The sequence below is a fragment of the Pseudoduganella lutea genome (assembly GCF_004209755.1).
GTDB classification, from domain to species: Bacteria; Pseudomonadota; Gammaproteobacteria; order Burkholderiales; family Burkholderiaceae_D; genus Rugamonas; species Rugamonas lutea.
Genome location: NZ_CP035913.1, coordinates 1,198,975 through 1,220,752 on the forward strand (window position 1 = coordinate 1,198,975; position 21,778 = coordinate 1,220,752).

17 protein-coding genes are annotated in these 21,778 nt (G+C 64.8%); 11 read left to right on the top strand and 6 right to left on the bottom strand.

The annotated features are described in order from the left end of the window. Positions 1 to 151: 151 nt before the first annotated feature. From EWM63_RS05085 to EWM63_RS05095, 3 genes are all read right to left on the bottom strand, one after another. On the bottom strand, positions 152 to 3,373 hold the full coding sequence (locus EWM63_RS05085) for an efflux RND transporter permease subunit (protein WP_130185564.1): 3,222 nt from the start codon (positions 3,371 to 3,373) through the stop codon (positions 152 to 154). Positions 3,374 to 3,390: 17 nt separating this feature from the next. Further along, the gene (locus tag EWM63_RS05090; RefSeq protein WP_130185565.1) at positions 3,391 to 4,536 is read right to left on the bottom strand and encodes an efflux RND transporter periplasmic adaptor subunit; all 1,146 of its coding nucleotides are present in this window, start codon (positions 4,534 to 4,536) and stop codon (positions 3,391 to 3,393) included. A gap of 289 nt (positions 4,537 to 4,825) precedes the next feature. Further along, the gene (locus EWM63_RS05095) at positions 4,826 to 5,248 is read right to left on the bottom strand and encodes a divergent PAP2 family protein (protein ID WP_130185566.1); all 423 of its coding nucleotides are present in this window, start codon (positions 5,246 to 5,248) and stop codon (positions 4,826 to 4,828) included. 131 nt (positions 5,249 to 5,379) lie between these two features. On the opposite strand from EWM63_RS05095, the gene EWM63_RS05100 reads away from it, so the two are divergent. Beyond that, complete coding sequence (locus tag EWM63_RS05100) at positions 5,380 to 6,420, top strand: DUF475 domain-containing protein (RefSeq protein ID WP_130185567.1); 1,041 nt, start codon at positions 5,380 to 5,382, stop codon at positions 6,418 to 6,420. A gap of 48 nt (positions 6,421 to 6,468) precedes the next feature. Continuing rightward, positions 6,469 to 6,843, top strand: a complete 375-nt coding sequence (locus EWM63_RS05105; protein WP_130185568.1) for a DUF8785 domain-containing protein — start codon at positions 6,469 to 6,471, stop codon at positions 6,841 to 6,843. 109 nt (positions 6,844 to 6,952) lie between these two features. Here EWM63_RS05105 and EWM63_RS05110 read toward each other — a convergent pair whose 3' ends face one another. Continuing rightward, positions 6,953 to 9,145: a coiled-coil domain-containing protein gene (locus EWM63_RS05110; RefSeq protein WP_130185569.1), complete on the bottom strand. Its 2,193-nt coding sequence runs from the start codon at positions 9,143 to 9,145 to the stop codon at positions 6,953 to 6,955. 110 nt (positions 9,146 to 9,255) lie between these two features. Next, on the bottom strand, positions 9,256 to 10,245 hold the full coding sequence (locus tag EWM63_RS05115; protein WP_207221246.1) for a serine/threonine protein kinase: 990 nt from the start codon (positions 10,243 to 10,245) through the stop codon (positions 9,256 to 9,258). A 93-nt stretch (positions 10,246 to 10,338) separates the two neighbouring features. Here EWM63_RS05115 and EWM63_RS05120 point away from each other — a divergent pair, with 93 nt between their 5' ends. Continuing rightward, positions 10,339 to 11,031 carry a UPF0149 family protein gene (locus EWM63_RS05120; RefSeq protein ID WP_130185571.1) on the top strand — a complete coding sequence of 231 codons (693 nt, stop codon included), beginning with the start codon at positions 10,339 to 10,341 and terminating at the stop codon, positions 11,029 to 11,031. Between the two features lie 94 nt (positions 11,032 to 11,125). On the opposite strand, the gene orn is transcribed toward EWM63_RS05120, so the two are convergent. Next, positions 11,126 to 11,722 carry an oligoribonuclease gene (gene orn, locus EWM63_RS05125; RefSeq protein WP_130185572.1) on the bottom strand — a complete coding sequence of 199 codons (597 nt, stop codon included), beginning with the start codon at positions 11,720 to 11,722 and terminating at the stop codon, positions 11,126 to 11,128. Positions 11,723 to 11,769: 47 nt separating this feature from the next. On the opposite strand from orn, the gene EWM63_RS05130 reads away from it, so the two are divergent. The 8 genes from EWM63_RS05130 (at position 11,770) to EWM63_RS05165 (ending at position 21,760) form a co-directional block, all read left to right on the top strand. Continuing rightward, the gene (locus EWM63_RS05130; protein ID WP_130185573.1) at positions 11,770 to 13,062 is read left to right on the top strand and encodes a M48 family metallopeptidase; all 1,293 of its coding nucleotides are present in this window, start codon (positions 11,770 to 11,772) and stop codon (positions 13,060 to 13,062) included. Continuing rightward, a complete protein-coding gene (locus tag EWM63_RS05135; RefSeq protein ID WP_130185574.1) occupies positions 13,059 to 13,403 on the top strand; it encodes a 4a-hydroxytetrahydrobiopterin dehydratase in 345 nt (114 codons plus the stop codon). The genes EWM63_RS05130 and EWM63_RS05135 overlap by 4 nt, the downstream gene beginning before the upstream one ends. Beyond that, on the top strand, positions 13,400 to 14,296 hold the full coding sequence (rsgA, locus tag EWM63_RS05140) for a ribosome small subunit-dependent GTPase A (protein ID WP_130185575.1): 897 nt from the start codon (positions 13,400 to 13,402) through the stop codon (positions 14,294 to 14,296). The genes EWM63_RS05135 and rsgA overlap by 4 nt, the downstream gene beginning before the upstream one ends. A gap of 9 nt (positions 14,297 to 14,305) precedes the next feature. After that, entirely contained in the window at positions 14,306 to 17,125 is a 2,820-nt protein-coding gene (locus EWM63_RS05145) for an ATP-binding protein (RefSeq protein ID WP_130185576.1), read from the top strand. 110 nt (positions 17,126 to 17,235) lie between these two features. Further along, positions 17,236 to 18,159: an ornithine carbamoyltransferase gene (gene argF / locus EWM63_RS05150; RefSeq protein ID WP_130185577.1), complete on the top strand. Its 924-nt coding sequence runs from the start codon at positions 17,236 to 17,238 to the stop codon at positions 18,157 to 18,159. A 20-nt stretch (positions 18,160 to 18,179) separates the two neighbouring features. Continuing rightward, the gene (locus EWM63_RS05155; RefSeq protein WP_130185578.1) at positions 18,180 to 18,575 is read left to right on the top strand and encodes a VOC family protein; all 396 of its coding nucleotides are present in this window, start codon (positions 18,180 to 18,182) and stop codon (positions 18,573 to 18,575) included. Between the two features lie 19 nt (positions 18,576 to 18,594). Next, positions 18,595 to 19,827 (top strand): argininosuccinate synthase, encoded by a 1,233-nt coding sequence (locus tag EWM63_RS05160; RefSeq protein WP_130185579.1) that lies wholly within the window; start codon positions 18,595 to 18,597, stop codon positions 19,825 to 19,827. 118 nt (positions 19,828 to 19,945) lie between these two features. Then, positions 19,946 to 21,760, top strand: coding sequence for a methyl-accepting chemotaxis protein (locus tag EWM63_RS05165; protein WP_130185580.1), 1,815 nt, complete (start codon positions 19,946 to 19,948; stop codon positions 21,758 to 21,760). Positions 21,761 to 21,778: the final 18 nt, after the last annotated feature.

A 21,778-nucleotide genomic window follows, 5' to 3' on the forward strand; every position in this document is an offset into this window, starting at 1 on the left:
CTGTATAACTGCTGAGCTGGTCGCTAAACAACGCTGGATGGCTTTGGGGACAGTCCCCCTGAAGGGGACAGTCCCCATCCTTTTTACAACAATTTGAGTAGGCAAAAAAAGGGGCCGCTTGTGGCGGCCCCAACGGAGAAAGACAGTGTGATCAGGCAGCTTCGGCCATCGGTGGCGGGGTCTTGTTGCCCCGGCCGGTGATCTTGTGGACGCCCTTCATGATGACCCGGTAGACCAGGCGCACGAAGGTCAGCGCCAGGATTGCCTCGATGAACGTCAGCACGCCGGCAACCGCCACGTTCCGGCGCTCGGCGCGGCGGTTGAATTTCGCGAACATGCGATCGCGGGTGATTTCGATGCTGTCGTAGAACGTGGGCACCATCAGCAAGGTCAGCACGGTGGACGTGATCGTACCGCCGATGATCGACACGGCCAGCGGTCGGTAGAACTCGCCGCCTTCGCCGTGGCCGATGGCCACCGGCAGCATGCCGGCGATCAGCGCGAACGTCGTCATCAGGATCGGGCGCAGGCGCATGCGGCCGGCATACATCAGCGCATCCTCGCGACCGTAACCCTCTTCCTCGCGCTTGCGGGCAGCATCGAGCAGCAGGATCGCATTTTTCGCCACCAGCCCCATCAGCATGATCACGCCGATCAGGCTCATCAGGTTGATCGTGCCCTTCGTCAGCAGCAGCGCGACGACGACGCCGATCAGCGACAGCGGCAGCGACAACATCACCGCCACCGGCGCCGTGAACGAACCGAACTGGATCACGAGGATCAGGTACATCAGACCGATACCGGCGACAAGCGCGATACCCATCTGCGTGAACACTTCCTGCATGTCCTTGCCCGAACCGGCCACGGCCAGGCCGTAACCCGGCGGGAAGTCCATCGACTTCGCCAGCTTCATCGCATCGGCCGTCACCTCGCCGGGCGAGCGGCCCTGCACGTTGGCCGACACGGAAATCACCCGCTTGCCATCCTTGTGCTGGATCTTCGACGGCCCCTTGCCCATCGTGACGGCGGCGATCTGGTCCAGCGGCACCATCTGGTTCGTGCCGGTCACGGCGATCGGCAGGCGCTCGATATTGGCCGCATTGGTGCGGTCTTCCGGCGCCAGGCGCACGGCCACGTCGCGGGTTTCGCCCGTCGGATCGACCCAGTCGCCCACTTCGATGCCGGCGAAGGCCACGCGCAGCGCCGTGGCGGCGTCGCCGGCACTGATGCCCATCGAGTTCGCCAGGCCACGGTTCAGTTCGATCTGCAGCTCATCCTTCGGGTCCTGCTCGGACAGGCTGACGTCGACCGCGCCCGGCACCTTCTTCAGCTCGTCCATGAACTTGCTGGTCAGTTCCATCAGCTTGCGCGAATCCTCGCCCATGAATTCGATCTGCACGGGCTTGCGGGCACCGTTGTTCAAGTCTTCCAGCACCGTGTATTCGGCGCCGACCAGTTGCGCCAGCTTTTCACGCAATTCCGTGGCCACTTCGGTGGCCGAACGGTCGCGTTCCTTCTTCTTGCCGATGTCCACATAGATCCGGCCGCCCGTCAGGTTCACGTAGGTGCTGGTTGCTTTCGTTTCCTTGATGGAATGCGCCATCTCGGCCGCCTTCACCATCTTCAGCTTCGAGTACTCCAGGCTCGAGGACGATGGCGTGCGCACGTCGATCATGATGGTGCCGAAGTCCGTGGTCGGCAGGAACGAGCCGCCGCCGAACTTCATCTGCAGGCCGATGGCCGCGACAAAGCTGGCGATGGCGATCGCGGCCATCCAGCGGCGGTGGTGCAACGCCCAGGCGATCACGTTGCCGTAGCGGTCGGCCTGGTGGTCGAACCAGTTATTGAAGCGCTGCAGCAGCTTTTCAAAACCCTTGCGTGGCGCATCGTGGTGGCCCGGCGGGTCGCCCCAGTAGGCCGACAGCATCGGATCGAGCGTGAACGAGATCAGCAGCGAAACGGCGACGGACGCGGTGACGGTCAGCGCGAACGGCCGGAACCATTCGCCCGTGATGCCCGGCATGAACGCCACCGGGATGAACACGGCCATGATCGAGAACGTGGTGGCGGCCACGGCCAGGCCGATCTCGTTGGTGCCGTTGATCGCGGCGGTGCGGCGGTCCGAGCCCATCTGCATGTGGCGCACGATGTTTTCCCGCACCACGATCGCATCGTCGATCAGCACGCCGATGGCCAGCGACAGGCCAAGCAGTGTCATGAAGTTCAGCGTGAAGCCGCACAGCCACACGCCGATGAAGGCGGCAATCACGGAGGTCGGCAGCGACAGCGCCGTGATCAGCGTCGAACGCCACGAGTTCAGGAAGGCGTACACGACGAAGATCGTGAGCCCGGCGCCCAGCACCAGCGCCTCGATCACGTTGTTCAGGCTGCTCTGGGCATCCTCGCCGCCATCGTTCGTGATCTCCAGCGTGGTGCCCTTGGGCAAGGTGGGCTCGATTTCCTTGACCATCGCATGGATCAGCTTGGACACGGACACCGTCGATGCATCGCGCGAGCGGATGATCGAGATACCCACGTTGGGCTGGTTCGAGCGCATCGACAGGCCGTTGACCTCGGCGAAGGCATCTTCGATCGTCGCGACCTGGCCGAGGCGCACCAGTTCATCGCCATTACGCTTGACGACGACCTGCTGGAATTCCTCCGGCCGTTCGATGCGGCCCACCAGGCGGATACTCTTTTCGTCCAGCGCGCCGCGCAGCTTGCCGACCGGCGCATTGGTGTTTTGCCTGTCCAGCGCATTGACCACGTCGGTGATCGACACATTGTATTCGCGCAACTTCTCGGCCTTCAGCAGCACCGACAGCTCGCGCCGCAGTGCGCCATCGACATTGACGGTGGCCACGCCATCGATGCCGCGGAACTTCTCGGCCAGCACATCCTCGGCCAGGCGCGAGATCTCGGCATGGCTCTGCGCCGTGGACGACAGCGACAGCTGCATGATCGGCTGGGCCGACGTGTCGATGCGCTGCAATATCGGCTCGCGCATTTCCTTCGGCAGCTTGTAACGCACCGAGGCGATCGCATTGCGGATATCGTCCGACGCTTCGATCAGGTTGCGCTCGAAGGTGAACTTGATCAGGATCGTGGCCGACCCTTCGGCGGCCGTGCCGTTGATTTCGGTGACGCCGGTGATGCTCTGCAGCGATTTCTCGATACGGTTCAGCACTTCCCGCTCGACCGTCTCGGGCGAGGCGCCGGGGTACGGGATGGCGACGACGATGAACGGAATCTCGACGTCCGGATCCTGGTTGACGCGCAGCTTGCTCAAGGCCAGCAAGCCGACGCACATCAGCGTGAGGATCAGCACCACCGTCGCAACGGGGCGCTTGATACTGAAGTTGGAAAGGAACATGGTTCGGTATCCTGGGCTCAGTTGCCTTTGTTGGCGGCGCTGCCGCTGGCCGATGCAACGCTCTTCGCCGCGGTCAGCTGGACCGGCTGGCCGTCCTGCACGGTCGAGCCGGGAGCACGCAGCACGGTATCGCCGGCGGCCAGGCCCTTCGTCACCTGCCACTGGCCCGTGCGTTCATCGCGCGAGCCGATCGCCAGGGTGACCTTGGAAAGCTTGTTGTCCTTCACGCGCCAGACATAGCGGTCGTCGCCGGCCTGCACCATTGCGGACTCCGGCAGCATCAGCGCGTCGGACGATGCCGCTTCGACGTGGCCCTCGGCATACAGGCCGGCCACGCGCGGCTGCGCCGAACCGGCGAAGTCGACCAGCACCTCGACCTGGCGCGTGACAGCGTTTGCAGCCGGGTCCACGCGACGCACCTTGCCCTGGAAATTCTGGCCCGGATAGCCATTGACGCGGAACAGCACCGGCTGGCCCACCTTGACCACGCCGATCTTGTCGGCCGACACCAGGCCTTCGAAGCGCATGCTGTTCGGGTCGATCACCTTGATGAGTTCCTTGCCGATCTGCGCGGTATCGCCATTCGACACCTTGCGGTCGCTGACGATGCCGTCAAACGGCGCGCGCACCAGCGTGCGATCCAGTTGCTGGCGCGCTCCCACGGCACGCGCCCTTGCCGCGGCCATCTCGCTTTGCGCGGTATTCAGGCGCACCTCGGCATCTTCCAGCGCCTGCATCGATGTCATGCCGGAGGCGCGCAGCGTCTTGTTTCGTTCGAGCATGCGCTGGGCCTGGTCGACAACCTGCTTCGCGTTGCGCACGCTTTCCTCGCTCGAGGCCAGGCTGTCGCGAATCGACGTGTCGTCCAGCCGTACCAGCAAGTCGCCCTTCTTCACGGGCTCGCCGTTTTCCTTCAATACCTGGAGCACGATGGCCGAGACTTCGGCGCGCAGGTCGGCGCGGCGTTCCGGCTGGATCGAGCCGGTGATGACGGGACCGGAAGCCAGCGCATTGCTGTGCACCGTCAGCAGATCTTCCGGTGCGACGAGAAGCCTGGCTGTCTTCTTCTCCTCCCCTTTTGCGGCCCCATCGGCACCGGGTGGTTTTCCGCAGGCGACGAGGCTCGTGGCGACGGCGAGAGCGATCAAGGTATTTCGCAACATGAAGATCTCCGAGAGTTTTGGACTGCTGGCGTTGAATACAGCTTATTGACTGCGTTATGTTTTTTGTACTACCGGGAGCGCCGAGTATGTCCAGTGCGACAGGCAGTGTCAATTCACCCCGGGCCAGACTGCGCGAAAATGTGGCTGGACTGCTGAAATACATGGATAGACTGCGGGATAGACTGCGGGACAGACTGCAGAGACCATTCCCGGCACGCGCCCGGCCGCGCGTGCTGGACAATAAACGGCAGGCGCCCGGCACCGCCCGCCATGGGGTATGCCGCCGCGATCAGCCCCGGCCAAACAAGGCGTGCACCAGGTGACCGATCGCGATGCCGGTCGCCAGGCCGCCGCAGATTTCAACGACCGTGTGACCCATCCGTTCCCGCAGCCATTTGTGCGCCGCCTGCCCATCGGCCAGCCGGTTGATGGCGGCCGCCTGGCGGCCAACGTGCTGGCGCAGGCTGTTGGCATCGATGATCACGATGAAGCACAGCGTGACCGCCACGCCAAACGCCGGATGGCCAATACCCTCGCGCAGCGCGATCAGCGTGGCCATGCTGGATACTACGGCACTGTGGTTGCTGGGAAAGCCGCCATTCCCCACCAGGTTGAATGCCCATTTGCGGGCACGGACACTGTTGATCAGGAATTTGATGGGACCGACGGTAATCCAGGTAAGCAATGGCGTGACGAGGTAGGCAATATCCATGAGTAACTTTCGAATTCCTTTTTGGCAATTCTTCATTATCGCAGAAGCTGGCTCCCCGAAGGAAGCGGCTCAAGTAAAATCGCCGGGCGCTTATTTCAATACCAATAAAACATTTGAAAAAAGGATGGGGCATGAAGCATTTCAGGATTTCAATCATCGTTACGGTGATATTGATGATATTGGCCGGCTGGTGGGGCTACAGCCAGCGCGGCATCGGCGGGCTGCTGTCCGCCCTCTGGATCACCGGCGTCCTCGGCATCATGGAAGTGTCGCTGTCGTTCGATAACGCGGTGGTCAACGCCTCCGTGCTGAAGGACTGGAACGCGTTTTGGCAAAAACTGTTCCTGACCGTGGGTATCCTGATCGCCGTGTTCGGCATGCGGCTCGTGTTCCCGCTGGCCATCGTGGCCGTCGCCACCGGCCTCGACCTGTTCCAGGTATGGACCATGGCCACCACGCAACCGGCCGAGTATTCGCGTCACCTGATGAGCGTGCATGCCGAAGTGGCGGCATTCGGCGGCGCATTCCTGTTGCTGGTCTTCCTGAACTTCATTTTCGACGAGGAAAAGGACGTGCACTGGCTCGACTGGATCGAGAAAGCCGCGGCGAAGATCGGCACCGGCAGCCTGTCTGTACTGCTGGCGCTGCTGGCGATCCTCGTCTGCGTCGAACTGGTCGAGGAAACCCACCGCTTCGCGGTGCTGTACGCCGGTATCACGGGGATCGCGATCTACCTGGGTGTCAGCTGGCTGTCCGGCCTGCTGGAAGAAAAGGAGCACGACGGCGAAGGAAATGGCGAGCTGGGCAAGGCCGTACAACGCGGCAGCATCGGCGGCTTCCTGTACCTGGAAGTGCTGGATGCCTCGTTCAGCTTCGACGGCGTGATCGGTGCCTTCGCGATCACCAGCGACGTGGTCATCATCATGCTGGGCCTGGCGATCGGCGCGATGTACGTTCGCTCGCTGACCGTCTACCTGGTGCACAAGGGCACGCTGGACGAGTTCATCTACCTGGAACACGGCGCCCACTACGCGATCGGCATCCTGGCGGTGATCATGCTGGCCAGCGTCAGGTACCATGTGCCGGAATGGTTTACCGGACTTTCCGGGGTGGCATTCATCGTCGTGTCGCTGTACTCGTCGGTGAAGTACCGGAAACAGATGGTGAAATAACTTGCGCATGCAGTAAGATCGCAGCATTTCAACTTTGACCAATTCGCCATGATCCGACGCACCCGACGTAATCCGTTCCTGATCCTCATTGGCCTGCTCGTGGCGGCCGCCCTGCTGTTCTGGGTATGGGCCATGGCCACGCTCAACTTCTCGTACTCGGAAGGCGAGCGTAACGGGTTCCTGCAAAAGTTCTCGAAAGTGGGCTGGTTCTGCAAGACGTGGGAAGGCGAAATGCTGCTGACCTCGATGCCGGGCGCGATTCCGGAGAAATTCCTCTTCAGCGTGCGCGACGACGCCGTCGCCGCCCAGCTGTCGGCCGCCATGGGCAAGCGCGTGACGCTCACGTATGCCCAGCACAAGGGCGTGCCGACCAACTGCTTCGGCGAGACCGAGTACTACATCGAGAAAGTGGCGATCCAGTAAGGGGGCCAGGGAGCCGGTACCCGCCACCGGTTTCCACCCAGCAAAACTGGGGACGGACCCTGGTTTCCAAGAAATATTGCTTGGAAACCAGGGTCCGTCCCCAGTTTTTTTATGCCTCCAGCTTGCGCTGCACGGCGTTCAGCGCGCGCTGGGCGGCTTCGTAACGGGTGGTTTCCTGTTCCAGCAGCGCCTGTTTGGCGGCGGCCAGCGCGGCGGTGGTGTCGGCGGCCTTGCGCTGCATGTCGGCATGGGCGCGGGCTGCGTCCAGCAGCGATTTTTGATGGGCTGCCTTGTCGCGCGCGGCGGCCGCGGCGGCCGCTTCCAGCATTTCACGTTCGCGCAGCATGGCGGCGGCGGCCAGTTCGGCGTCGGCGCGTTCCCGCGCGGTCGAGGCGATGGCGATCTCCGAGGCCATCCGGCTTTCGATGGCGGAGGCCGTTTCTTCCTCGGCCGCGGCGGCGGCGCGCTGTTGCGCCGTGTGCTGTTCCAGCAGCGCCAGCGCGGCTTCCTCGCGGGCGATGAACGCGCGTTCCGCGTCGATCTGCGCCTGCACGGCGGCGGCCTTGGCCTGCTCGGCGCGGGTGCGCTCGCGGTGTACTTCGGACAGTTCGGCACCGAGGCGGGCCTGGGCGGCGGCGGCCTGGGCCGACTCTTCCTTCTGCTGCACTTCGAGGTCGCACTGCTCGGCCATCATGGCCAGCGCGGCGGCTTCGGCACGTTCGGCCTCGGCGCGGCGGGTTTCCGCGGCGGCGTTGCGGGCGAAGGCTTCGGCCTGCTCGCGCTCGGCGGCCGCGCGTGCTTCGGCGGCGGCAGTGGCGCGCTCTTCTTCGACCAGCCGGTGCTTCAGCGCGGCGATCGCTTCTCCTTCGGCGGCGGCGCGGGCGCGCTCGGCGGCCAGCAGGCGCTCGGCGGCGGCAGCCTTTTCACGGGCCAGCTCGTTGGCGGCATCGAGCGCCGCGGCATGCTCGGCCAGCGTGGCCACTTCGGCGCTTTCGGCATCGTTCTTCGCACGCGCCAGTTCGGCGGCGGCGCGCGACAATTCGTCGCGCTCCTCGGCCAGCCGGGCAGCGCGCTGCTCTTCCTCCGCGACGGCATGGGCGGCATCGGTAGCGGCCTGTTCGGCCTGCTGGCGCAGCTTCGCCTGCTCCATGGCATGGCGCTCGGCATCGAGCTTGCCGCGCGCCTCGAACTCGGCCTGCTGTTCCGCCTCGACGCGGCCCATCGCCACCGCATGCAATTCGCGGTCGGCGGCGATGCGCGCTTCGGTGGCGGCCATGATGCGCGCGTCGGCATCGCGCCGCGCCTGGGCGGTGGTGGCAGCCATCGCTTCCAGGCGTTCGCGGTGCTGGGCGGCATCGCGGATTTCCTTTTCGGTCTGGAGGCGCAGGTGCAGCGACAGGGCCGCGCTGCGGTCCGATTCGGCCTTGGCCAGCGCGATCGCTTCGCGCTCCTGCTCCAGGTGCGCCAGCGCGCGCGCCTCTTCGGCCGCGTGCACTTCCGCGGCCGCGCGGGCAAAGGCCGATTCCAGCGCCACCCCGTCGGCGCGCTCGCGCTGGCGGGTCGCCTCCAGTGCTTCGGCTTCGGCCTGGGCCAGTTGCTGCGCGGTCTGCCGGGCGGAGAATGCCTGGCGCTCGCGTTCGCGGGCCAGCGTGGCCATGCGCGCATCGGCGGTGGCGATGCCGATCACTTCTTCCTTCGCGGCCTGCACGGCGGCCACGCGCTCGGCGGCCTGCAGGCGCGCTTCGTTGGTCTGCTTCTTCAGTTCCTCGGCGGCGAGCTCCGCCTGTTCGGCAAAATGCGCCTCCGCTTCCATCTGCTCGGCGGCGCGCCGGCGGCTTTCCTCCTCGGCGCGGGCACGCACCTCGGCCGCCTGGCGGATCTGGTTGTCGGCTTCCACGCGGGCGCGCAGCTCGGCCGTTTCCTGCTTGACGGCTTCCAGCTTGGCCACGCTGGCCTGGGCGGCGGCACGCAGGCTTTCCAGCCGCTCGCGGTTGGCGGCGATCACGTCTTCGGCGGCCTGGGCATTCTGCAGCGCGACCGCGGCCGCGGCGTTATCCATCGCGGCACGGTCCTCGGCCAGCGCCCGGGCACGCGACTCGGCATGCGCGCGGCTCTCCGCCGCGCAGGCAGCCTTGGCCTCGGCCTCCACCCGCGCGATCGCCTGCTGGATGGCGCGCATTTCCGCGTCGGCGCGGTCCGACTTGACGTCGCCGCCGGCCGCTTCGGCCGGTTCGGCCAGATCGTGGTCTTCCTCGTCGGCGGAATAGGCGATGTGCAGGGATTGGGCCAGTTGTGCTTGCATGACAGTCTCGCTCGAGGGTTGCGGGATTTCCGAGCTGTCATTATCCCGGCCGTTATCGCACGGCCAGCGGCCGATCAAAGCCGGTTTTTACCGCCAATTCAAGGCTTGGACTATACGGGCCACAACGGCGGCTCATCCATGAGCGCCACCTGCTCGCGCAGTTCCAGGATGCGGTCCTGCCAGTAGCGTTGCGTATTGAACCACGGAAAGGCGGCGGGGAATGCCGGGTCGTCCCAGCGGCGCGCCAGCCAGGCGGCATAGTGCATCAGACGCAGCGTGCGCAGCGCTTCCACCAGGTACAGCTGGCGTGGATCGAACTCGGCGAAATCCTCGTAGCCGGCCAGGATGTCGGACAGTTGCCGCACCATCTCGTGCCGCTCGCCGGACAGCATCATCCACAGGTCCTGCACGGCCGGGCCCATGCGGGCATCGTCGAAGTCGACGAAGTGCGGTCCGGCATCCGTCCACAGCACGTTGCCGCCATGGCAATCGCCATGCAGGCGCAGCACCGAAACGTCACCGGCCCGTTCGTAGCAGCGGTGGATGCCGTCCAGCGCCTGGTTGGCCACGCTGCGGTAGGCCTCGACGAGTTCCGGCGGCAGGAAACCGTTGGCGAGCAGGTAGTCGCGCGAGGCGATGCCGAAGGTGTCGATGTCGAGCGCGGACCGCTCGGTGAATGGCCGTGTCGCGCCCACGGCATGGATGCGGCCGATGAAGCGGCCCGTCCACTCCAGTACCGCGGGGTCGAACAGCTCCGGCGCCCTGCCCCCGTGCCGCTCGAACACTGCAAAGCGGAAGCCGTTGAACGCATGCAGCGTGCGCCCGTCGATCGCCAGTGGCGGCACGGCGGGAATTTCCTGCGCGTGCAACTCGGCCAGGAAGGCGTGTTCCTCGAGGATCGCGGCGTCGCTCCAGCGCGCCGGCCGGTAGAATTTGACGACGACGGGCTTGCCATCCTCGATGCCCACCTGGTAGACACGGTTTTCGTAGCTGTTCAACGCGAGCAGGCGCCCGTCGCCGAACAGGCCCACGGCCGCCAGCGCGTCGAGCACGCAGTCGGGCCCCAGTGCGGAGAATGGATGAGTGGAAGGAGTCGTCATGCCGCCATTGTAAGGCGGCGAGGCTTGCCACGGCATGGCGACCTGTCCGTAACGCGCGTATACTGTCGGATTACCTTAGAAGAAAGCACATCCATGCAACTCGACCAGCCTCTCAACGAAAAAGAACTCGACGACCTGGACCAGTTCCTGCTGGGCGAGCGCACGCCCGAGGATGCGATGACGCTCGACCACCTGCACGGCTACATGACGGCCATCGCGATCGGCCCGGAAACCATCATGCCGACCGAGTGGATCCCGCGCATCTGGGGCGACGACGGCAAGCAGGCGCCGAAATACAAGAATGAAAAGGAAGCGGACCGCATGTTCAACCTGATCATGCGCTTCTATAACGAAGTGACGATCACGTTCGAGGTCGCGCCGAAGGAATTCGAGCCGCTGTTCGTCGAATACGAGCACGAAGGCAAATCGCTGATGAATGCCGAAGCATGGTGCTGGGGCTTCTGGGAAGGCATGGAACTGCGCCCCGGCTCGTGGGACGAGATCTGGGATTCCGAGATCGGTGCCCTGATGCGCCCGATCTACCTGCTGGGCGCCGACGAGATCGAGGAAGAGGAACTGCCGGAAGTGGAAGACCCGGTCAAGGCGCACAAGCTGGCGCTGGAAATCGAGGCAAACCTGCCGGCGATCCACAAGTTCTGGATCCCGCGCCGCAAGGCACCGGTGAGCACCGTCAAGCGCGAGGAACCGAAGGTGGGCCGCAACGACGATTGCCCTTGCGGCAGCGGCAAGAAGTACAAGAAGTGCTGCGGCGCGGAAGCGCAGTAAGCCGGTCCGCCGGGGGCCGCGATTGCGTCACGGCCCCCATAGCGCCGATACCTCGGCGCCTGCCTGTCACAGCTTGCGCATTACAGCTTGCGCATCACAGCTTGATGAAGTGCTCGCGGTAGTACTTCAGTTCCTCGATCGATTCGAGGATGTCGGCCAGCGCGGTATGCTTCTGCGCCTTCTTGAAGCCGGACACCACTTCCGGCTTCCAGCGGCGGCACAATTCCTTCAGCGTGGACACGTCCACGTTCCGGTAATGGAAGAACGCTTCGAGCTTGGGCATGTAGCGCACCATGAAGCGGCGGTCCTGGCCGATCGTGTTGCCGCACATCGGCGCTTTGCCGGCCGGCACCCACTGCTTCATGAACGCGATCAGTTCGGCCTCGGCCTGCTCCTCGGAAATCGTGGAGGCCTTCACGCGGTCGATCAAGCCCGAACGGCCGTGCGTGCCCTTGTTCCAGGAATCCATCGCGTCGAGCGTGGCGTCGGACTGGTGGATCGCCAGCACCGGGCCCTCGGCCAGCACGTTCAGGTGCATGTCGGTGACGACGATCGCCACTTCGATGATGCGGTCGGTATCGGGTTCGAGGCCCGTCATTTCCATGTCGACCCACACCAGGTTCATTTCATTGGGGCGCTGCTGCGGCGTGGCGACAGGTGTGCTGACGGAAGTATCGTTCGCTTGTGACATAATTCTCTCTTGGCCTAACTAAACCGCCATTTTCTCACAGGCACAGAATGTCTTCACACGCGTTTTCACTATTGTTTGTGGCGTTTTTGACGCTCACGCTGGCCGTGCGCTTCTGGCTGGCGTCGCGCCAATTGCGGCACGTGCTGGCTAACCGCGGCGCCGTGCCTGCCGAGTTTTCCGAAAAAATTCCGCTGGCGGCGCACCAGAAGGCGGCCGACTATACGGTCGCGCGCACCAAGTACGGCATCGTGACGATGTTCGTCAACGCCGCGGTGCTGCTGGGCTTCACGCTGCTGGGCGGCCTGCAATGGCTGTCGGTGGCCGTGTTCGGGCTGACCGGCGGCGGCATGGCTTACCAGATCGGCCTGCTGGTGGCGTTTGCCGCGATTTCCGGGCTGATCGACGTGCCCATCGACTGGTACCGCCAGTTCCGGCTGGAAGAACGGTTCGGCTTCAACAAGATGACGCCCGGCCTGTTCGTTGCCGACATGGTCAAGGGCCTGGGGCTGGCCGTGGTGCTCGGCCTGCCGCTGGCGTGGATCGTGCTCACGCTGATGTCCAGCGCCGGCGACCTGTGGTGGCTGTATGCCTGGTTCGTGTGGAGCGGCTTCCAGCTGCTGATGATGGTGCTGTTCCCCACCGTGATCGCGCCGCTGTTCAACAAGTTCACCCCGCTGGCCGATGAAACGCTCAAATCGCGCATCGAAGGCCTGATGAAGCGCGTCGGCTTTGCCTCCAAGGGCTTGTTCGTGATGGATGGCAGCAAGCGCAGCGCGCACGGCAACGCCTACTTTTCCGGGTTTGGCGCGGCCAAGCGCATCGTGTTCTTCGATACGCTGCTGTCACGCCTCGCGCCGCAGGAAATCGAAGCGGTGCTGGCGCACGAACTGGGCCACTTCAAGCTCAAGCACATCGTCAAGCGCATCGGACTGATGTTCGCGCTGTCGCTGGCCTTCCTGGCGCTGCTCGGCTGGCTGAAGAACCAGGTGTGGTTCTACACGGGCCTGGGCGTGTCGCCGCTGATTGCCCCCGGGCAGAACAACGACGCGCTGGCGCTGATCCTGTTCATGCTGGCATTGCCCGTGTTCACCTTCCTGCTCGGGCCACTAGCCTCGCTCAGCTCGCGCAAACACGAATTCGAAGCCGATGCGTTCGCCGCGCAGCATACCGATGCGCGCGACCTGGTCTCCGCGCTGGTCAAGATGTACGAGGATAACGCGTCCACGCTGACGCCCGATCCGCTGCACTCGGCATTCTACGATTCGCACCCGCCGGCATCGGTACGGATCCGGCACCTGAACCGGCACCCGGGCGGGCAACTGAACACGGCGCACGCATGATCACGACCACGGATCAATTGCGCACGCTGCGCTGCGCGCACGCCACCGACCCGCTGGACGCCGCCGAGGCGGCACGCCTGCTGGCGCTGCTGGATGGCTGGGCGATCGACACCGGCCGTCTGACCCGTGCCTATGCCTTCGATGACTATTACCAGACGATGGCGTTCGTGAACGCCATTGCCTACATCGCCCATTGCGAAGACCATCACCCTGAACTGGTGGTGGGTTACAAGAACTGCGTGGTGCGCTTCGAAACGCACTCCGTGAAAGGATTGTCCCTGAACGATTTCATTTGTGCCGCCAAGGCGGACGTGCTGGTACGGGTGGCGGGCCGCCCATGAAGAAGGAACAGCGCACTGGCATCATCATCGCCGCCCATGGCCGCCATTACCTGGCCGAAGCGGATGGCACCCGACTCCAATGTGTCACGCGCGGCAAGAAGACCAACGTGGCGGTCGGCGACATCGTCGACCTCACGCTGACCTCCCCCGACCAGGCCGTGATCGACAAGATCCAGGAGCGCAAGACGCTGCTGTACCGCTCCGACCAGTACAAATCGAAGCTGCTGGCGGCGAACGTGACGCAGCTGTTCATCGTCGTCGCCACCGAACCCGGTTACACGGACGACCTGGTGTCGCGCGCGCTGGTCGCCTCCGAGGCGGCCGGCATCGCCGCGCGGCTGATCCTGAACAAGGTCGACGTCACCGAGAACCTCGAACACACGCGCCGCCGCCTCGAGATGTACACGGCGATGGGCTACCCGGTGCACGAGGTATCGGCCAAGGGCCGACCGCAGGAAACCGTCGACGCACTGGCGCCGCTGATGGCCGAACAGTCGACGATCCTCATCGGCCAGTCGGGCATGGGCAAGTCGTCGCTGATCAACCTGCTGATCCCCGATGCCGACATCGCCACCCGTGAAATCTCCGCCGCGCTGGACACCGGCAAGCACACCACCACGTTCACGCGCCTGTACCACCTGGACAGCCATGCCACGGTGATCGATTCGCCCGGCTTCCAGGAATTCGGCCTGTACCACCTGTCCGAAGGCATGCTGGAGCGGGCATTCAAGGATTTCCAGCCCTACCTGGGCGGCTGCAAATACTACAACTGCCGGCACCTGCAGGAACCGCAATGCGCCGTGCTCGACGCCGTGCGAACAGGAAAGATCGCGAAGATGCGGCATGAACTGTACGGGCAGTTGTTGCACGAGTCGGCGCAAACCCTTTACTGACCTGCCACCATGGACCTGTTCACCGGCGACGAAGCACTAGCGCACTGGGAGCAGGCCCTGCCAGGGCTGGCCGGCGCGACGCGCCTGCCGGTGCTGGTGCCGCTGGCCTGGCACCTGCGCCAGCGCGACACGGGCCGCGCCGGCGCGCTGGCGGACGAAGCCGAGGCCCTGCTGCCGGATGCCGATCTCGGCGCGCGCGGCGTACTTGGCGCCCGGCTGCAACTGCTGCGTGCCGAAGTGCGCTGGCTGGTGGGCGAGCTCGATCGGGCACAGGCGATGGCCGAAGGCGCGCGCGATGCGTTCTGCGCCATCGGCGACATGGCCGGCTGCGCCGATGCGCACTGGCTGTGTGCCTGGATCGCCGTCGACCGGGGCGACCATGTGTGCCGTGACCGCGAACTGGAACGCTGCGCCGCCGCGGCACAGGTGGCCGGTGATGCCGACCGCGCCGCCATCGCCGAAGCGGCCTGCGCCCGCTGGGCCGTGCTGCGCGATCTCGAGATGGCGCGCGAGCGCTGGGGCGAGCATTTCGCCACCGACCGGGAACGCGCCCCGGCCCTGGACTGCTGGGTCAACGACTTTCTCGGCATGGCCGCCAGCCAGTCCAGCGATTTCGGCGCCGCCGCCCGCCATTACCTGCGCACGCATGAAACCGCGCTGGCGACGGGGCAGGTGCGCACCGCGATCATTGCCGCCACCAACATCGGCGAAAAATTCTCCAACCTGAACGACCACCACGCGGCACTCGAATGGATGCAGCGCGCGCTGGACATGGCGCGGCCGAAAGAATGGCCGCGCAGCATCGCGGCGGCCCTGCTGCATACCGGCGATACGCTGCGGAGGCTGGGCCGGCTCGATGCCGCCGGCGAACTGTTGCGCGAAGCGCTCGACCTGCTGCAACCCTATGTACACAGCCGCCTGTATGCGATCGCACTGCAGTACACGGGCGACCTGTGCCTGGCCCAGCGCGATTACGCCGGCGCGCTGGCAGCATTCGATGGCTTGTCGCTGCGCGCCAGCGCGCTGGACCAGGCCGACTTCCGGATGGTGGCGCGGCGCGGCTGTGCCCACGCGCTGTGCTTCCTCGACCGGCCAGCCGAGGCGCTGGCGCTGGCGCAGGAGGCGGTCGACCTGGCCGCGGACCACCACAACGTCTACAACCAGGTGGCCGGGCTGCGCGTGCTTGCGCTGATCCACAACCGGCATGCCCTGCCCGGCCCCGTCGGCATGGCGGAAGCAAGCCCCGCGCTGCATTACCTGCGCCAGGCATTGCTGGTGGCCGCCACGATCGAAGGCTACATCGTGCCGGGCGACCTGTACGACGCGCTGGCCGAGCAATACGCGCGCGTGGGCGATTACTGCGAAGCGTACATGACGGCGCGCGCCGCCAGCGCTGCGCGCGAGAAGACGCACACGCAGGATGCCACGCGCCGCGCGATCGCCATGCAGCTGCACCGCCAGACCGAGAAAGCACGCGCCGAAGAACGGCACCATCGCGCGCTGGCGATGTCCGAGGCGGGCCGCGCCGAACTGCAGCAGCAGACCAGCGCGATCCTGCAGCGGCTGTCCGCGATCGGCCAGGAGATCACGATGCACCTCGACGCCGCCGGTGTCTACGACGTGCTCGATCGCTACGTGCATGCGCTGCTGCCCGCCTACGCGTTCACCATCATGCTGCAGGCGCCCGATGGCGCCGCGCTGGCGCTGGCATTCGGCACCGAGGCGGGGGAAGCGCTGGCGCCGTTCACCATCGCACCGGGGGACCATGCCGCGTGGAGCATGCGCTGCGTGCGCGAACGCCGCGAGATCGCCGTCGACGACCTGGCGCAGCATCCCCCGGCCGTGGATGGGTGCGCGCACTGCGCCAGCGCGCTGTTCGCGCCGCTGCTGCTGGGCGAGCGCGTGCTGGGCGCGATGAGCGTGCAGGCGCGACAGCGCGCCGCGTATGGCGAACGGGAACGCCTGATCTTCCGCACGCTGTGCGCCTACGGCGCCATCGCGCTCGACAATGCGCAGGCCTACCGCCAGTTGCAGGAAGCGCAATCGCAGTTGGCGGCGCATGAGAAGCTGGCGGCGCTGGGCGCGCTGATGGCCGGCGTGGCGCACGAGCTGAACACGCCGATCGGCAACAGCCTGCTGATCGCCAGCACGCTGGAACAGAAGACCGTCGACCTGGAGAACGCGCTGAACGGGCCCGGGCTGCGCCGTTCCGAACTGGCCGCCTACATCGGCGATGCGCGCAAGGCGGCGGAACTGGTGATGCGCGGCCTGCGCAGCGCCGCCGACCTCGTCGCCAGTTTCAAGCAGGTCGCCGTGGACCGCACCACCGAACAGCGCCGCCGTTTCCACCTGCACCAGGTGACGCACGAGATCGTGGCCACGATAATGAACCGCATCCGTGCCTCGGGCCACCGCATCGCCTTCACCGTGCCGGAAGGAATCGAGCTGGACAGTTACCCCGGCCCGTTCGGCCAGGTCATCACGAACTTCATCAACAATGCGCTGCTGCACGCCTTCGACGACCGCGCCGGCGGCACCATGCGCCTGACAGCCGCCCCCGGACCGGACGGCAGGGTCACCATCGTGTTCGCCGACGATGGCGCCGGCATCGCGCCCGAACACCTGTCGCGCATCTTCGATCCGTTCTTCACGACCAAGCTGGGCCGTGGCGGCAGCGGCCTGGGCCTGTCGATCAGCTACAACATCGTGACCGGCCTGCTGGGCGGGCAGATCACGGTATGCAGCAGCACCGCCGGCACGACGTTTACGGTGGAACTGCCGCTGGTCGCGCCCGCTCCCGTTCCGGGTGATCGGCCGCCGATCTATTAGTCACCGGCAAAACCCCTTATAATGATTTGCCAACTTGCCGCGAAGGCCCGGCCATCCGGCGAGCCGATTCAAGTGTGCAGCCTCACCGCGCCGCCCAATCCGTTGTGAACATGTCTACAAAACCGATCAAGCATTACCTCCAGTTTTCCGACTTCACCCTTGAAGAATACGAATACGTGATCGAACGCGCGCACATCATCAAGCGCAAGTTCAAGAATTACGAGATTTACCATCCGCTGGTCGATCGCACGCTGGTCATGGTGTTCGAAAAGAACTCCACGCGCACGCGCCTGTCGTTCGAAGCCGGCATGCACCAGCTGGGCGGCGCGGCAATCTACCTGAACACGCGCGATTCGCAACTGGGCCGCGGCGAGCCGGTGGAGGATGCCGGCCAGGTGATGTCCCGCATGTGCGACATCATCATGGTGCGCACGTTCGGCCAGGAGATCATCGAGCGCTTCGCCGCCAATTCGCGCGTGCCGGTGATCAATGGGCTCACCAATGAACATCACCCGTGCCAGGTATTCGCCGACATCTTCACCTATTACGAGCACCGCGGCCCGATCACCGGCAAGACGGTGGCCTGGGTGGGCGATGCCAACAACATGCTGTATTCCTGGCTGCAGGCGGCCGAGGTGTTCGGCTTCCACGTGAACGTGTCCACGCCGAAGGGCTATGACATGGACATGTCGCTGGTGTCCACCAACCGCTTCTCGCTGTTCGACAATCCGTCGGATGCCTGCGAAGGCGCCCACCTGGTCAATACCGACGTGTGGACCAGCATGGGTTACGAGGAAGAGAACGCGGCGCGCCTGAAAGCCTTCGACGGCTGGATCGTCGACGGTGCCAAGATGGCGCGCGCAGCGCCGGACGCCCTGTTCATGCACTGCCTGCCAGCCCACCGTGGCGAGGAAGTCTCGGCGGAAGTCATCGATGGCCCGCAATCGGTGGTGTGGGACGAGGCGGAGAACCGCCTGCACATCCAGAAGGCGCTGATCGAATACCTGCTGCTGGGCCGCCTCGACGGCAAATAACACACCCGCGAAGCCATGCCATGATCGACCACATTGGAATCATCGTCACCGATTTTCCCAACAGCCGCGCGTTCTACGAGAAGGCGCTTGCACCGATCGGCTATGCCATGCTGATGGAACTGGGCCCGGAGATCACGGGTACCGTTCGCGTCGCCGGCTTCGGCATCGTGCCCAAGCCGGACTTCTGGATCTCGGAAGCGAAATCCGGCAACTCCCCCGGCAACCCTGTCCACGTGGCCTTGCGCGTGGAAAGCCGCGCGCAGGTCATCGCCTTTTACGAGGCCGCGCTGGCAGCGGGCGGGCGCGACAACGGAGCCCCCGGCATCCGTGCCCACTATCACCCTAATTACTTTGGCGCCTTCGTGCTGGACCCGGACGGGCACAACATCGAAGCGGTATGCCACGACCCTGTTTGAAGCAGATTGGAAATTTGAAATGAGCGACATTAAAAAAGTAGTTCTCGCCTACTCCGGCGGCCTGGACACCTCCGTGATCCTGAAGTGGCTGCAGGATAACTACCACTGCGAGATCGTTACCTTCACGGCCGACCTGGGCCAGGGCGAGGAACTGGAGCCGGCGCGCGCGAAAGCGCTCAAGTTCGGCATCAAGCCGGAAAACATCTACATCGACGACGTGCGCGAGGAATTCGTGCGCGACTTCGTCTTCCCGATGTTCCGCGCGAACACCGTGTACGAGGGCGAATACCTGCTGGGTACGTCGATCGCCCGTCCGCTGATCGCCAAGCGCCTGATCGAGATCGCCAACGAAACCAACGCCGATGCGATTTCGCACGGCGCCACCGGCAAGGGCAACGACCAGGTGCGCTTCGAGCTGGGCGCTTACGCGCTCAAGCCAGGTGTGAAAGTGATCGCGCCGTGGCGCGAATGGGATCTGCTGTCGCGTGAAAAACTGCTGAAGTATGCGGAAGATGCCGGCATCGCCGTCGACATGAAGCACAAGAACGGCGGCGCGCCTTACTCGATGGATGCCAACCTGTTGCACATCTCGTTCGAGGGCCGCCACCTGGAAAACCCGAGCGCCGAAGCCGAGGAATCGATGTGGCGCTGGACCGTGAGCCCGGAGCAGGCGCCGAACGATGCCGAGTACCTGGACATCGAATACGAAAAGGGCGACATCGTGGCCCTGAACGGCAAGCGCATGAGCGCCGCCGAAGTGCTGACGGAACTGAACCGCCTGGGCGGCAAGCACGGCATCGGCCGCCTCGACCTGGTCGAGAACCGCTACGTGGGCATGAAATCGCGCGGCTGCTATGAAACGCCAGGCGGCACCATCATGCTGAAGGCGCACCGTGCGATCGAGTCGATCACGCTGGACCGCGAAGTGGCGCACCTGAAGGATGACCTGATGCCGCGCTACGCTTCGCTGATCTATAACGGCTACTGGTGGGCGCCGGAGCGCGTAGCGCTGCAGACGCTGATCGACCACACGCAGCAGACCGTGAACGGCTGGGTGCGCGTGAAGCTGTACAAGGGCAATGTGATCGTCGTCGCCCGCGATTCGAAGACCGATTCGCTGTTCGACCAGACCATCGCCACGTTCGATGAAGATGGCGGCGCCTACAACCAGGCCGATGCCGGCGGCTTCATCAAGCTGAACGCGCTGCGCATGCGCATCGCCGCCAACGCCCGCCTGAAACGGGGTCAGTAAGCTTTGGCATAATCTGCCTTTGAGAAACAGGGGCTGCCGCACGGCAGCCCTTTTCATTTCCGCCTCGCCCGGAAAGTGATACATTGCCCACGACACGAACTCTTCGGATGCGACCGCGATGATCCAGAACATGAGCATCAAGAACAAGCTGTACGCCGGCTTCGGCGCCATTCTCGCCATCATCCTGATCCTGCTGGCGATCGCCTACAGCAACTTCGCGGAACTGCGCGAAGCCAACGAGTGGGACCGGCACACCATGAAGGTGGTCAATGCGGTCGACCGGGTCAGCCTGGCGGTGACGGAGGTGCAGGTCGAGGCGCGCGGCTATTACCTGACGGGCTTGCCCGCCCGGCGCGCCAAGGTCCGGGAGGCGGTCACCCACGTGCCTGCCGCTATCACGACCCTGCAAAAACTGGTGGCGGACAATCCGGCGCAGGCGGCGCGCGCGGCCAGGCTCGAATCCATGACGCTGGAATGGGTGCGCGATGTACTCGAGCCGCAGGTCGCGCTGCGCGAACGGCTCGGCAATACGCCGGGCGCGGCCGACGAGATCGGCCGCATGCCCCAGTTCCAGCAAGCCAGCCCTGTCATTTCCGGCGTGCATGCGCTGCTGGACGAGGCGCGGAAAGAAGAGAACGCCCTGCTGGCCCAACGTTCCGAGGCGGCGGCCGAGCTGCGCCGCGACATGAATTTCATCTTGCTGGCGGGCGGTGCGGCGTCAGTCCTGCTGGGCATGCTGATCGTCTGGGCGCTGACCCGCGCGATCATGGGCCCGCTGACGAACCTGACCAACGTCGTGGGCCGTATCGCCGGTGGCGACCAGGGTGCGCGCGTCGAAGTCGTCACGCGCGACGAACTGGGCCAGGTCGGGCAGGAATTCAACCGCATGGCGCAATCGATCCAGGACAACCAGCAGCGTGAACGGGCCGCCACCGACGAGTTGCGCGCCAAGGTCGATTCGCTGCTCACCGTGGTGTCGCGCGCCGCTTCCGGCGACCTGACGGGCAAGGTCGAGGTTACCGGCAACGATGCGATCGGCCAGCTGGGCCACGGACTGGCGCGCATGTTCGACAACCTGCGCCTGCTGCTCAACAATGTGCAGAAGGCCGGCATCCAGGTCACCACGTCGGCCACCGAGATCGCCGCCTCGGCCAAGGAACAGGAAGCCACCGGCGTGGAACAGGCGCAGACCAGCGTGGAGGTGCTGTCGACCACAAAGGAAATCTCGTCGAACACGTCGCAATTGCTGAAGACGATGGAAGACGCCACCGCCGTAGCCGACTACACCACGTCGGCCACCGCCGAGGCGCAGGAAAACCTGCGCCGCATGGATGCGACGATGCAGAACATGGTCTCGGCCACGGATTCGATCAACGCCAAGCTGGCCGCGCTGTCGGAAAAAGCTTCCAACATCAACAGCGTGCTGACGACGATCACGAAGGTGGCGGACCAGACCAATATCCTGTCGCTGAACGCCGCGATCGAAGCTGAAAAGGCCGGCGAGGCGGGCCGTGGCTTCGCCGTGGTCGCCACGGAGATCCGCCGCCTGGCGGACCAGACCTCGGTATCGACCTGGGATATCGAGCAGATGCTCAAGGAAATGCAGTCCGCCGTGTCGGCCAGCGTGATGGGCATGGACAAGTTCTCCGAAGAGATCCGTCGCAACGTGGGCGAAGTGCGCGCCGTGACCGACCACCTGTCGGGCATGATGGACCAGGTGCGCAAGCTGGCGCCGCAATTCGACGCCGTGTTGCAAGGCATGCAGGCGCAAGCCGTGGGCGCGCAGCAAATCTCGGAAACGATGATGCAGTTGAACGATGCCACGCAGCAGACGGTGGAATCGCTGAAGGCGACCAGCGAGGCCGTGCACCAGCTGCAATACGCCGCCAGCGACCTGCAATCTTCCGTGGCAACGTTCGCGGTCAACGTCTGATCCCACGAACCCGAAGCC